Origin of the sequence: Streptomyces sp. NPDC051109 (assembly GCF_044455885.1) — a bacterium.
Taxonomy (GTDB): Bacteria; Actinomycetota; Actinomycetes; order Streptomycetales; family Streptomycetaceae; genus Streptomyces.
In genome coordinates this window covers 1-11,943 of record NZ_JBITFF010000034.1, presented here as the reverse complement: position 1 = coordinate 11,943, position 11,943 = coordinate 1, and the positions used below count along the sequence as shown (strand labels likewise).

The following is an 11,943-nucleotide window of genomic DNA, read 5'->3' as shown; positions in this document are numbered from 1 at the left end:
CCCCCACCACCGCGGCACGCGAAAGGGCACCTACTGATTCAGCAGGTGCCCTTTTCCCATGTGCCCTCGGCAGGATTCGAACCTGCGACACCGGCTTTAGGAGAGCCGTGCTCTATCCCCTGAGCTACGAAGGCGTGACCGCTGACAGACTAGCGGATCGTCCGGTGCGCGGTCGCCCGGATATGGCCGACGCCGCCGGGGGCAGGGTCGGGGGGCGCCGCTGCCCGCCTTTCCCGGTGGGGTGTTCTGCGCCGGCGCGTGCCGTTCGGCGGGGTGCTCGGGGCGCCCCGCGCCGAACTCCCGGCCCGCGCACCTGCCTTGGCGGCCCGCTTCGGTGTCCGGGTGGCGGCCGTGGGCGGGGAACCACGTGCGGCCGGGGCCTGTTGGAGAAGCGTCGGGGCGGCGCGGCGAAGACCCGGCTGCGCCGGGCCGCGGCCCGCCGTGCGGCCGGACGCCCCGAAGCGGCGGTCGACACCCGGGGGAATTCCGCCTGATCCGGTTTGAGGTCGAACGCCCCGGTCCATGGGACACCCATGGAATTCCTTCGCCCCGCCGGCTGGGAGGAGGCGCTCGCCGCCAAGGCCGAGCACCCCACCGCCGTGCCCATCGCCGGCGGCACCGACGTGATGGTCGAGATGAACTTCGACCACCGCCGGCCGGAGTACCTCATGGACCTGAACCGCATCGGTCCGCTGCGGGAATGGGAGATCGGCGAGGACGTCGTACGGCTGGGCGCGTCGGTCCCGTACACGCAGATCATGGAGCACCTGCGGACGCAGCTCCCGGGCCTGGCCCTCGCCTCGCACACCGTCGCCTCGCCGCAGATCCGCAACCGCGGCAGCGTCGGCGGCAACCTCGGTACGGCCTCCCCGGCGGGTGACGCCCACCCGGCGCTGCTCGCGGCCGGGGCGCAGGTCGAGGTGGAGTCCGTACGGGGCTCACGGCTGATCCCGATCGACGCGTTCTACACCGGGGTCAAGCGCAACGCCCTCGCCCCCGACGAGCTCATCAAGGCCGTGCACGTGGCCACCGCCGACGGGCCCCAGCAGTTCTCCAAGGTCGGCACGCGCAACGCCATGGTCATCGCCGTCTGCGCCTTCGGCCTGGCCCTGCACCCGGCGACCCGGAGCGTCCGTACGGGCATCGGCTCGGCGGCGCCCACGCCGGTCCGGGCGAAGACGGCCGAGGAGTTCCTGGCCGCGGCCCTGGACGAGGGCGGGTTCTGGGAGTCCCGCAAGGTCCTCACCCCGTCGATCGCGAAACAGTTCGGGGACCTCGCTGCCGCGGCCTGCAACCCCATCGACGACGTGCGCGGCACCGCGGCGTACCGCCGGTACGCCGTCGGTGTCCTGGCCCGCCGCCAGCTCCTGTGGACCTGGGAGGAGTACCGCGGCGGGTCCGGCTGACCCCGCGCCCGGCCGGGCCGCGCCTCAGACGCCCATCGGGGTGTGCAGCTCCACGACGACCTCCACCTCGACCGGCGCGTCCAGCGGCAGCGCCGCCACGCCCACCGCGCTCCGCACGTGGATGCCCGCGTCGCCGAAGGCGGTGCCGAAGAGCTCGCTGGCCCCGTTGAGCACGCCCGGCTGGCCGGTGAACCGCGGATCGCTCGCCACGAAGCCGACCACCTTGACCACGCGTTTGACGGCGGACAGGTCGCCAGCCACGGAGGCGATGGCGGCGAGCGCGTTCAGCGCGCACTGCCGGGCCAGCCCTTTGGCCTGCTCCTCGGTGACCTCTGCGCCGACCTTCCCGGTCAGCAGCAGCGCGCCGTCGGCCATCGGCAGCTGGCCGGAGGTGTAGACGTGGTGGCCGTTGACCAGCGCGGGCACGTACGCGCCCAGCGGGGCGAGGGTCTTCGGGAGGGTGAACCCGGCCGCGGCGAGCCGCTCCTCGGGGGTGCCGGTCGTCATCCTGTGTCTCCTCGGCTCGTCGGCTCGTCGGTTGGTCGGTTGGTCGGCTCGTCGGTTGGTCGGGTCGTCGGTTGGTCGGGTCGTCGTGTCGGCTGTCGTCTCGTCGTCGTGCGCTCGTCCCGGTGGCCGGGCGGCGCCTCAGGGGCGGGTGACCCGGACCTGGAAGCTGCCGTTGCGCAGCTCGCCCACCACCGAGATGCTGACGCCGGCCTGCTCGTCGGTGAAGGTCTCGCCCGGCCGGAACGGCGCGTCCGACAGTTCCCCGTGCACGTTGGGCCGCCGGGTGCAGCCGCCGCTGCCGATCGCGCTGTCGGAGACGGTGACGGGCCCGCGCCCGGTGTCCACCTGGGAGTCCACCTTGTAGATCAGTACACCGGGCTTGCAGACGGCCTCGTCGTTCCCGGCCCGGGTGCGCACCTCCACCGCGTACCCGGCGGTGTCCGACAGCGGTACGAAGGCCAGCTTGGTGCCGCCCTCCACGCCGAGCGGGGTCAGGGTGTGGTCGCTGACGCCGGATTTCGCGGCGCAGCTGATCTGCGAGCTGTCCAGCCAGCCCAGCTTCCACTTGTGCCAGCCCAGCAGGTCGTTGTTGGCTCCCCAGTCCTCGCTCATGATGTCCCAGTGCCCGACGGCGCCCCCGCCGTCGGAGGTGTACAGGTCGGGCAGCCCGAAGACGTGCCCGTTCTCGTGCGGGAGCACCCGGTAGCCGGACTCCCGGTAGGTGCCCGAGCCGTCGTCTTGGCGGCTGTAGACGAAGGATGTGTTGGCGAGCGGTACGCCGTCGGCCATCGGGGCCTCGGCGTTGCCGGAGAAGGTGACCGAGAGCACGGTGTCCAGGGCGGACGGTCCGGCGTTCGGCGTGACCAGGACGTTGACCAGGTCGTAGCGGCTGAAGTCCACCTCCGGGTCGGCGGCCTTCGCGATGTGTTCGACGAGCTGCCGGTAGCCCGGCTCGTACGCGGATCCGCGCTCGATCCCGTACGCGGCGAACGGCATCGGCATGCGCAGCCAGGTCCTTATCGGCGCCTCGGCCCGGTACGTGAGGCGGCCGTAGGAGCTGGTGCGGAACCATTCGGAGGTCTGGGGGAAGAACTCCGCCATGCGGTCCAGTGCGGTGCCCTCGCCCTTGGCGTCCGGGAAGTCGATCATCAGGTTCAGTGCGCGGACCTCGCCGGTCGAGCGGGAGTACCCGGGCGGGGTCGGCATTCCCTCCGACATCTGGACGCCCATCGCGCCGGTGATCCGGCAGGGCGCCAGGGCGGACTCGGCGCTGGTGGCAACGGGCCCGGCCGCGGAGTGGCTGCGGCTGGAAATTCCGGTGCTCGCAGTGGCCGTGACACCGAGGGCCAGCACGGTGAGGCCGATGTACGCGCCGGCGCGGCGTGGTCTGCGTATCCGGTGGCGGGTCTGCGGCATGGAGATCGCCTTCGGGTCCGCGGCAGCCGGCCGGGCCCGGACTGCGCTCTGTGCGATTACCCTCCGTCGGCTGCGGCGCGCCCGCGCGTCGAGTACGTCCGAACGGGAATCGCGATGTGACCCGGGTCACGCGGGAGAGTGAAATAACCGGGGACGCGATCCCCGTTTGTACGTGAGTCCCGCAAAGCGGGGACCGACTCCCCGTTTGGGGGCGGGTACGAGACCCAGGCCGAGGGAGGCCTCGCATGAAGCGCCCCACCACCCCGGCGGCGGCCGTGTCCGCCCCGGAGGCGGCCGTGGAACTGCCGGCGGACCCGTCCGCGGCCCCGGCGGGCCGGGCGGACCCGGCGGCCGCGGCGCCCACCCGGGTCCCGCGGCCGCGCGCGGACGCCGTGCGCAACCGCGAGCGGATCCTGGTGGCGGCGCGCGAGGTGCTCGTGGAGCAGGGCTCGACGGCGCCCTTCGACGAGATCGCCCGCCGGGCGGGCGTCGGCAACGCGACCCTCTACCGGCACTTCCCGGACCGGGCGGCCCTGGTGCACCACGTCGTGCTCTTCGTCATGGACCGGGTCACCGTCCAGGCCGAGGACTCCCTCGCCCAGGAAATCGACGCCTTCGCCGCGCTGTGCCGCTTCACGCACGCCGCGGCGGACGAGCGGATCGGCGCCCTGTGCCCCATGCTCGCAGGGGACTTCGACCACGAGCACCCCGAACTCATCGCGGCCCGCGAGGCCTTGGCGGAAGCCGTCGAGACACTGGTGGCCGCGGGCCAGGCGGCCGGGCTGGTCCGTACGGACGTCGGCGTCGGGGACCTGATGGTCGCCCTCTCCCAGCTCAGCCGACCGCTCCCGGGCGTCACCTGCATGGCCGTGGACGGGTTCGTCCACCGCCATCTCCAGCTGTTCCTGGACGGGTTGCGGGCGCCGGCCCGCTCCGAACTACCGGGCGAGGCGGCCACCTTGGAAGACCTGAGGCAGAAAACCATGTGACGCCCGGGGTCGCGCCCGTTAGCGTCGTAAACCCGACTTAAAGATAATTTTTCAGTCATTCCGCACAGTAAGTGGGTACCCCCATGTCAAAAACAGCCGCGCCTGCGCCGCTGGCTGCCGACCCCAGTCGCTGGAAGGCACTCGTCTTCATAGCCCTGGCCCAGCTGATGGTCGTCCTCGACGCGACGATCGTGAACATCGCCCTCCCGTCCGCCCAGACCGACCTCGGCATCTCCGACGGCAACCGCCAGTGGGTCATCACCGCGTACGCGCTGGCCTTCGGCGGACTGCTGCTCTTCGGCGGCCGCATCGCCGACAAGTGGGGCCGCAAGAACGCCTTCATCGTCGGCCTCATCGGCTTCGCCCTGGCCTCCGCGCTCGGCGGCGCCGCCAACGGTGAGGCGATGATGCTCGGTGCCCGCGCCCTCCAGGGTGCCTTCGGCGCCCTGCTGGCCCCGGCCGCACTCTCCCTGCTGGCCGTCATGTTCACCGACGCCAAGGAGCGGGCCAAGGCCTTCGGCATCTACGGTGCGATCGCGGGCGGCGGCGGCGCCGTCGGCCTGATCCTCGGCGGCTTCCTCACCGAGTACCTGAACTGGCGCTGGACCTTCTTCGTCAACATCCCGTTCGCGATCGTCGCGGCCATGGGTGCCTGGATGGTCATCCGCGAGCCCGCGGGCGGCCGCAACCGCGCGCCGCTCGACATCCCCGGCGTGGTCCTGTCCACGCTCGGCCTCGTCGCGCTGGTCTACGGCTTCACCCGTGCCGAGTCGGCCGGCTGGTCGGACGTCGTCACCGTGGCCATGTTCGTCGGCTCGGCGGTGCTGCTCGGGGCCTTCGTGTTCGTCGAGTCCCGCGTGAAGTCCCCGCTGCTGCCGCTGCGCGTCCTGCTGGAGCGCAACCGCGGCGGTGTCTACCTCTCGCTCGGCCTGGCCGTCATCGCGATGTTCGGCCTGTTCCTCTTCCTCACGTACTACCTCCAGGTCGTGAAGGGCTTCTCGCCGGTCAAGACCGGCTTCGCCTTCCTGCCGATGATCGCGGGCATGATCACGGGCTCCACCCAGATCGGCGCCCGTCTGATGACCCGGGTCCCGCCCCGGCTGCTGATGGGCCCGGGCTTCCTGCTCGCCGCCACCGGCATGCTGCTGCTGACCCAGCTTGAGGTCGGGTCCTCGTACCCGGCGCTGATCCTCCCGGCGCAGCTGCTGCTGGGCCTGGGCATGGGTACGGCGTTCATGCCGGCCATGTCGCTGGCCACGCACGGGGTGAACCCGGCCGACGCCGGTGTCGCCTCCGCCATGGTCAACACCTCGCAGCAGGTGGGCGGCGCCATCGGCACCGCCCTGCTGAACACGATCGCCGCCTCGGCGACCACCGCGTACCTGACCGACCACGCGGCCGAGGCCGCTGCGGGCGGCCCGGCGGCGAAGCTGATCCAGGCCCAGGCGATGGTGGAGGGCTACTCCACCGCCATCTGGTGGGCCGTCGGCATCCTCGTCACCAGCGCGACCATCGCCCTGACGCTGATCACCACGGGCCGGCCCGGTGCCGGCGGTCCGGTCGCCTCCGGCGACGGCGCGGGCGCGGACGCCGAGGTGAAGATCCCGGTGATCGCCCACTGACGCGGCTGGGGGAACCCCGGGAATGACTGATGACCCCGTGTCGTTCGGATCCGAACGACACGGGGTCGGTCGTGTTCGGGGCCGGCCCGGCTCGCCGGAAGCCACGAGCGGGGCGACCAGCCGCAGGGTGTGCCCGCCTCTCATCCGAACGGGTGGGGCGAGGCGCCGGAGGGTGCCGGTTTGGGGTGGATGGGTCACTTGTCGCTTATCAAGCGATTCGCTGGCCGGGCCAGGCAACCAGAAGCGGGCGGGGGCCGTCTTCAAGGGCGGAATGTGGCGGGGTGCGCAGCCGCGGCACATGCCGCGGAGTGTGACGGCGGTCATATGAGCGCGGTGGCGGGGCAGGATACTGCAAGATCCCCAAAAAGAGGGACCAGCGTGGGAATTCTGTCCCGATTCCAGTCGTTGTTTCCTTTGGAAGCGGGCACTCGGGAGAGTGTCCAGGGACGCGGAGCCGCGTCCCAGCAGCCGCACCGCGACCTAACTCATTGCAAGGGAGCACGCATGGCAACCCGCGCCGTCGCCCGTCGTCAGTCCAGGGGCAGCGCCCGCGCTGTGGGCGGGGAGATCGCCGACCGCGACCTGGTGGGCATGTACCTGGACGAGATCGCGCGTACCCCGCTGCTCGACGCGGCCAAGGAAGTGGAGCTCTCGCAGATCATCGAGGCGGGCGTGTACGCCCAGCAGATCCTCGACGGCGAGATAGAGCGCGAGGGCGAGAGCCCGGCGCGCGAGGAGCTGGAAGCGCTGGCCGCGGAAGGGGAGCGGGCCAAGGAGGTCTTCATCCGCTCCAACCTGCGCCTCGTCGTGGCCGTCGCACGCCGCTACCCGCGCAGCGGCCTGCCCCTGCTCGACCTGATCCAGGAGGGCAACGCCGGCCTGGTGCGCGCCGTCGAGAAGTTCGACTACGCCAAGGGCTTCAAGTTCTCCACGTACGCCACGTGGTGGATCCGCCAGGCCATCACCCGTTCCATCGCCGACCAGTCCCGCACCATCCGCCTCCCCGTCCACCTGGTCGAGGAGCTCGGCCGGATCCGCCGCATCCAGCGCGAGTTCAACCGCGAGAACGGCCGCGACCCGGAGCACGCCGAGATCGCCGCCGAGCTGGACTCGACGGAAAAGCGCGTCGGTGACGTACTGGACTGGGCGCGCGACCCGGTCAGCCTGAACATGTCCGTGGACGACGAGGGCGAGACGCAGTTCGGCGACCTGCTGGAGGACACCTCCGCGATCTCCCCGGAGCAGTCCGTCCTGTCCCTCCTGCGCAGCGAGGAGCTGGAGGACCTGCTGGGCAAGCTGGACCAGCGCACTGCCTCGATCATCAAGATGCGGTACGGCATCGAGGACGGCCGCGAGCGGACCCTGACCGAGGTCGGCAAGCAGCACGGCCTGACCCGCGAGCGGATCCGCCAGATCGAGAAGCACGCCCTGCTGGAGCTGAAGCGGATGGCCCGCGACACGGGCTTCGACGCGGTGGCCTGACCCGCGCCCCCAAGAACGACCCCCCGGTGCCTACCCCCCCCAGGCGCCGGGGGCTCCCCTTCGCCCCTGCTCATCCCTGCGGCGGCACGGCCGCGGTGAGCCGTGAAGCCAGCGCGCGGGCCGCGGCGGCCAGGAAGTCGGGCGTGTGCACCGTGAAGGGGACCGCGGTCAGCGCCAGCCGCGCCGCCACCCACTCCGGGGAATCCCCGCTGGAGAACCGCACCCGGCAGCCCCCGCCCACCGGCTCGGCATGCTGGCGCAGCCACCCCGGCAGCACCTCGGCCGGGGCCGCGAACGACACGTCCACCGCGTACGTCTCCCCGCCGTGCAGCCCGCGCCGTACGAACTCCGCCGCGTCCATCGGCAGCTCCCGGGCGGCGAAGCGGGCGCCCGTGGCGAACGGCTCCGCCACCCGGTCCACCCGGAACGTCCGCCAGTCGCCCCGGTCGAGGTCGTACGCCACCAGGTACCAGCGGCTCCCCGTGCTCACCAGCCGGTACGGCTCCACCAGCCGCCGGGAGTCCGCCCCGTCCCGCGCCCGGTACGCGAACCGCAGCCGCTCGGGCCCCGCCACCGCCGCCGCGATCGTGGTCAGCGTGCGCGGGTCGATGCTGGCCCCGTCCCCGCGGGTCACCGCGATCGTGGCCGACTGCAGTGCGCCCACCCGGCGCCGCAGCCGCCCCGGCAGGACCTGTTCCAGCTTCGCGAGGGCCCGTACGGAGGCCTCCTCCACCCCCTCGATCGCGTGCCCGGCGCCCGCGCGCAGCCCCACCGCGATCGCCACCGCCTCCTCGTCGTCCAGCAGCAGCGGCGGCATCGCGGCTCCCGCCACCAGCCGGTACCCGCCCTCCGCGCCCAGCGTGGCCTCCACCGGGTACCCCAGCTCCCGCAGCCGCCCGATGTCGCGCCGGATCGTGCGCGGGCTGACCCGCAGCCGCTCCGCCAGCTCGCTCCCGGGCCATTCGCGCGGGGTCTGGAGCAGGGAGAGCAGGGTCAGCAGCCGTGCGGGGGTGTCGGTCATGCCCTCCAGATTGCCTGGGAAATAGGACACTAACCGACCTAGATGCCCTCTAGGTTTCTCTTCATGACCACCGAGACGTCCCAGCCACCCAGTCCGCCCACCGACCGCCGCCGCTGGCTGGCGCTCGCCATCGTGATGACCGCGTCCTTCATGGACCTGGTCGACGTCACGATCGTCAACATCGCGATACCCAGCATGCGCCAGGACTTCGGCGCCTCGACCAGCGCGATCCAGTGGATCACGGCCGGCTACGCGCTCGCCTTCGCCGCCGGCCTGATCACCGGCGGCCGTCTCGGTGACATCTACGGGCGCAAGCGCCTCTTCCTCGTCGGCGTCGCCGGCTTCACCGCCGCCTCGCTGCTCTGCGGCATCGCGGCCGACCCCGCGATGCTCGTGGCCTCCCGCCTCCTCCAGGGCGGCATGGCGGCGATGATGGTCCCGCAGGTCCTGGCGATCATCCACGTCACGTTCCCGCCGCAGGAGCGGGGCAAGGTCTTCGGCATGTTCGGCGCGATCGTCGGCCTCGGCGCGGTCTCGGGACCGATGCTCGGCGCGCTGCTCACCGAGTGGAACCTCTTCGGCCTCGAATGGCGCACGATCTTCCTGATCAACCTGCCCGTCGGCATCGCGGCCGTCATCCTGGGCCGCAAGTTCATCTCCGAGTCCAAGGCCCCCCGGGCGCTGCGCCTGGACCTGGTCGGCGTCGTGCTGGCCACCGCCGCACTGGTCCTGCTGATCTTCCCGCTCACCCAGGGCCGGGAGAACGGCTGGCCGCTGTGGGGCTTCGCCTGCATGATCGCGTCGCCGCTCGTCTTCGCCGCCTTCATCGCGTACGAGAAGTACAAGATCAAGAAGGACGGCTCCCCGCTCGTCGAGCTCTCCCTCTTCAAGGTCAAGAGCTTCGCCGGCGGCATCGCGGTCCAGCTGGCCTTCGGCCTGGCCACCGGCATCTTCTTCCTGGTCTGGACGCTCTACATGCAGATGGGCCTCGGCTGGACCCCCCTGCACGCGGGGAGCACGGGCATCCCCTTCTCCATCGCCGTCTCCGTCGCCGCCGGCCTCTCGGTCGAGAAGCTGGTCCCGCGCTTCGGCCGCAAGGTGCTCCAGGCCGGCGCGCTGGTCATGGCCGCGGGCCTGCTCCTCTACATCTGGGAGTCGCAGCGCTACGGCATGGAGATCGTCTCCTGGCAGATGGCCGCCCCGCTGGTCGTCATGGGCATCGGCATGGGCCTGATCGTCGCCCCGCTGAACGACACCATCCTGTCCCAGGTGCCGCGCGAGCACGCCGGGTCGGCCTCCGGTCTGATCAACACCACCGGCCAGATGGGCAACGCGCTCGGCCTCGCCCTGACCTCCGTCGTCTTCTTCGGGTCGATCGACGACGACAGGATCTTCGGCGTCCCGTACGTCGAGGCCTTCCGCGGCGCGCTGTGGTGGGTCGTGGCGGTGCTCGTCGTGATCTTCGCGGTGATGTTCGTGCTGCCGCGCAAGCAGATCCCGATGGACCAGCGCGAGGGCGGCACGCAGGACGCCCCGGCCGCGCCCGAGGCGGTCCCGGCCGGCTGACCGGCCACCCGCACCCGCCCGACGGGCATGTCCGCTTCTGTTGGCGGACATGCCCGTTTGCTTTGGTTTTAATCTGATATCGGCGTACAGTGGGGGCTGATCCGTAGAAACGGACGTGAACCCACATGTACGCACCGGAACGCCAACAGGAGATCCTCCGGCTCGCCCGCGAGGCGGGCCGCATCGACGTCCTCTCCCTCGCCGACCGCTTCCGGGTCACCGCCGAGACCGTACGCCGCGACCTCAAGGCCCTGGACCGGGCCGGCCTGGTCCGCCGCGTGCACGGCGGGGCCATCCCGGCGGGCCGCCTCGACTTCGAACCGGACCTGACCGAACGCGAGGCCACCCGCGCCGACGAAAAGGAGCGCATCGCGGCCGCCGCGCTCGCCGAACTCCCCGAGGGCGGGAGCATCGTCCTCGACGCGGGCAGTACCGTCGGCCGGCTCGCCGCCGCCGTTCCCGTCGACTCCGCGCTCACCGTCGTCACCCACGCGCTGCCCGTCGCCGCCCGGCTCGCCGACCACGCCGGCATCGACCTCCACCTCGTCGGCGGCCGCGTCCGCCACCGCACCCGGGCCGCCGTCGACGCCTGGGCCCTGCGGGCCTACGCGGAGATCCGCGCCGACGTCGCCTTCCTCGCCGCGAACGGCTTCTCGGAGCACGGCCTCTTCACGCCCGCCCTCGCGGAAGCCGCCGTCAAGCGGGCCGCGATGGCGGCCGCCCGCCGGGTGGTGCTCCTCGCCGACTCCTCGAAGGCCGGCCGGGAGCACTTCGCGCGCTTCGGCTCCTTCGCGGACGTGGACCTCCTGATCACCGACCAGGGGCTCGCCCCTGCCCAGCAGGCGGCCATCGAGGCCGCCGGTACGGAAGTCGTGCTCGTATGATCCTGACCGTCACCCCGAACCCCTCCCTCGACCGGACGTACGAGGTCCCCCCGCTGGAGCGCGGCGCGGTACTGCGCGCCACCGGCGACCGCGTCGACCCGGGGGGCAAGGGGGTCAACGTCTCCCGCGCGGTGGCCGCCGCGGGAGTCCTCACGACGGCGGTCCTCCCGCTCGGCGGCGCCCCGGGCGCGCTGCTCGCCGAACTGCTCGGCGTACAGGGCGTGGACGTCACGGCGGTGACGGTCGCCGGCCAGACCCGCTCCAACATCGCGCTCGTCGAACCGGACGGCACCCTCACCAAAATCAACGCACCCGGCCCCGAACTCACCGCGGAGGAAGCGGCCCTCCTGCTGGAGACCGTCCGCACCGCCGCCGGCCACCCCGACTGGATCGCGGCCTGCGGCAGCCTCCCGCGCGGCCTTGCACCCGAGTGGTACGCCGGCCTGGTCGCCCGCGCCCGCGAGGCCGGCGCCCGGGTCGCCCTCGACACCTCGGGCCCGGCCCTGACCGCCGCCCTGCCGGCCCGCCCGGACCTGGTCAAGCCGAACGCCTCGGAGCTGGCCCAGGCGGTCGGCCGCCCGCTCGCCACCCTCGGCGACGTCACCCGGGCGGCCCAGGAACTCCGCTCCCGGGGCGCGGGCGCGGTGCTGGCCTCGCTCGGCGCGGACGGTCAGCTCCTGGTGAGCGCCGAGGGCACCTTCCACGGCACGGCCCCGGTGGCCGCCGTCCGCAGCGACGCCGGGGCGGGCGACGCCTCCCTGGCCGGTTTCCTCATCGCCGGCGGGACCGGACCCAAGGCCCTCGCCTCGGCCCTGGCCCACGGCGCTGCCGCGGTCCAGCTCCCCGGCAGCGCCATGCCGACCCCCGCGGACCTGCGCCCGGAAGCGGTCAGCATCACCGGGAACCCGCCCGCGGACCTCCGCCTCTCCGCTCCGGCCCTCCCCTAGTCTTCTGCGTCAGGAATTCTGTTCAGATAGCTGGCGAGGCGTTCGAGGATCTCGTCTGCGGTCTTGGTCCAGACGTAGGGCCTCGGGTCGGTGTTCCATGCGG

General features: G+C 72.3%; 10 protein-coding genes and 1 tRNA gene. 7 read left to right on the top strand and 4 right to left on the bottom strand.

Features of this window, described 5'->3' with window-relative positions:
• Nucleotides 1–61 precede the first annotated feature (61 nt).
• Nucleotides 62–134 (bottom strand) — tRNA-Arg (locus tag ACIBAD_RS34985).
• Nucleotides 135–533: 399 nt separating this feature from the next.
• Here ACIBAD_RS34985 and ACIBAD_RS34980 point away from each other — a divergent pair.
• On the top strand, nucleotides 534–1,406 hold the full coding sequence (locus tag ACIBAD_RS34980; protein WP_134073583.1) for a xanthine dehydrogenase family protein subunit M: 873 nt from the start codon (nucleotides 534–536) through the stop codon (nucleotides 1,404–1,406).
• Between the two features lie 24 nt (nucleotides 1,407–1,430).
• Here ACIBAD_RS34980 and ACIBAD_RS34975 read toward each other — a convergent pair whose 3' ends face one another.
• Both ACIBAD_RS34975 and ACIBAD_RS34970 read right to left on the bottom strand, forming a co-directional pair.
• The gene (locus ACIBAD_RS34975; protein WP_134073585.1) at nucleotides 1,431–1,913 is read right to left on the bottom strand and encodes a RidA family protein; all 483 of its coding nucleotides are present in this window, start codon (nucleotides 1,911–1,913) and stop codon (nucleotides 1,431–1,433) included.
• A gap of 138 nt (nucleotides 1,914–2,051) precedes the next feature.
• Nucleotides 2,052–3,329, bottom strand: a complete 1,278-nt coding sequence (locus ACIBAD_RS34970) for a M6 family metalloprotease domain-containing protein (protein WP_134073587.1) — start codon at nucleotides 3,327–3,329, stop codon at nucleotides 2,052–2,054.
• Nucleotides 3,330–3,574: 245 nt separating this feature from the next.
• Between ACIBAD_RS34970 and ACIBAD_RS34965 the strand changes: the two genes are divergently transcribed.
• The 3 genes from ACIBAD_RS34965 (at nucleotide 3,575) to ACIBAD_RS34955 (ending at nucleotide 7,422) form a co-directional block, all read left to right on the top strand.
• Nucleotides 3,575–4,318 (top strand): TetR/AcrR family transcriptional regulator, encoded by a 744-nt coding sequence (locus ACIBAD_RS34965; RefSeq protein ID WP_398910891.1) that lies wholly within the window; start codon nucleotides 3,575–3,577, stop codon nucleotides 4,316–4,318.
• 83 nt (nucleotides 4,319–4,401) lie between these two features.
• On the top strand, nucleotides 4,402–5,940 hold the full coding sequence (locus ACIBAD_RS34960; RefSeq protein ID WP_134073591.1) for an MFS transporter: 1,539 nt from the start codon (nucleotides 4,402–4,404) through the stop codon (nucleotides 5,938–5,940).
• Nucleotides 5,941–6,444: 504 nt separating this feature from the next.
• On the top strand, nucleotides 6,445–7,422 hold the full coding sequence (locus ACIBAD_RS34955; protein ID WP_134073593.1) for a sigma-70 family RNA polymerase sigma factor: 978 nt from the start codon (nucleotides 6,445–6,447) through the stop codon (nucleotides 7,420–7,422).
• A gap of 70 nt (nucleotides 7,423–7,492) precedes the next feature.
• On the opposite strand, the gene ACIBAD_RS34950 is transcribed toward ACIBAD_RS34955, so the two are convergent.
• The gene (locus ACIBAD_RS34950; RefSeq protein WP_134073595.1) at nucleotides 7,493–8,443 is read right to left on the bottom strand and encodes a YafY family protein; all 951 of its coding nucleotides are present in this window, start codon (nucleotides 8,441–8,443) and stop codon (nucleotides 7,493–7,495) included.
• Nucleotides 8,444–8,506: 63 nt separating this feature from the next.
• On the opposite strand from ACIBAD_RS34950, the gene ACIBAD_RS34945 reads away from it, so the two are divergent.
• The 3 genes from ACIBAD_RS34945 (at nucleotide 8,507) to pfkB (ending at nucleotide 11,840) form a co-directional block, all read left to right on the top strand.
• Nucleotides 8,507–10,009: an MFS transporter gene (locus ACIBAD_RS34945; protein WP_398910888.1), complete on the top strand. Its 1,503-nt coding sequence runs from the start codon at nucleotides 8,507–8,509 to the stop codon at nucleotides 10,007–10,009.
• A gap of 125 nt (nucleotides 10,010–10,134) precedes the next feature.
• Nucleotides 10,135–10,893 (top strand): DeoR/GlpR family DNA-binding transcription regulator, encoded by a 759-nt coding sequence (locus ACIBAD_RS34940; RefSeq protein ID WP_134073600.1) that lies wholly within the window; start codon nucleotides 10,135–10,137, stop codon nucleotides 10,891–10,893.
• On the top strand, nucleotides 10,890–11,840 hold the full coding sequence (gene pfkB / locus ACIBAD_RS34935; protein ID WP_134073602.1) for a 1-phosphofructokinase: 951 nt from the start codon (nucleotides 10,890–10,892) through the stop codon (nucleotides 11,838–11,840). The genes ACIBAD_RS34940 and pfkB overlap by 4 nt, the downstream gene beginning before the upstream one ends.
• The last annotated feature ends 103 nt before the right edge of the window (nucleotides 11,841–11,943 follow it).

What these genes read in the sequence shown, in the direction of transcription:
- ACIBAD_RS34940 (WP_134073600.1), top strand. Translation starts at nt 10,135, where the DNA reads ATGTACGCACCGGAACGCCAACAGGAGATCCTCCGGCTCGCCCGCGAG.
- ACIBAD_RS34950 (WP_134073595.1), bottom strand. Translation starts at nt 8,443, where the DNA reads ATGACCGACACCCCCGCACGGCTGCTGACCCTGCTCTCCCTGCTCCAG.
- pfkB (WP_134073602.1), top strand. Translation starts at nt 10,890, where the DNA reads ATGATCCTGACCGTCACCCCGAACCCCTCCCTCGACCGGACGTACGAG.
- ACIBAD_RS34965 (WP_398910891.1), top strand. Translation starts at nt 3,575, where the DNA reads ATGAAGCGCCCCACCACCCCGGCGGCGGCCGTGTCCGCCCCGGAGGCG.
- ACIBAD_RS34955 (WP_134073593.1), top strand. Translation starts at nt 6,445, where the DNA reads ATGGCAACCCGCGCCGTCGCCCGTCGTCAGTCCAGGGGCAGCGCCCGC.
- ACIBAD_RS34960 (WP_134073591.1), top strand. Translation starts at nt 4,402, where the DNA reads ATGTCAAAAACAGCCGCGCCTGCGCCGCTGGCTGCCGACCCCAGTCGC.
- ACIBAD_RS34945 (WP_398910888.1), top strand. Translation starts at nt 8,507, where the DNA reads ATGACCACCGAGACGTCCCAGCCACCCAGTCCGCCCACCGACCGCCGC.
- ACIBAD_RS34970 (WP_134073587.1), bottom strand. Translation starts at nt 3,329, where the DNA reads ATGCCGCAGACCCGCCACCGGATACGCAGACCACGCCGCGCCGGCGCG.
- ACIBAD_RS34980 (WP_134073583.1), top strand. Translation starts at nt 534, where the DNA reads ATGGAATTCCTTCGCCCCGCCGGCTGGGAGGAGGCGCTCGCCGCCAAG.
- ACIBAD_RS34975 (WP_134073585.1), bottom strand. Translation starts at nt 1,913, where the DNA reads ATGACGACCGGCACCCCCGAGGAGCGGCTCGCCGCGGCCGGGTTCACC.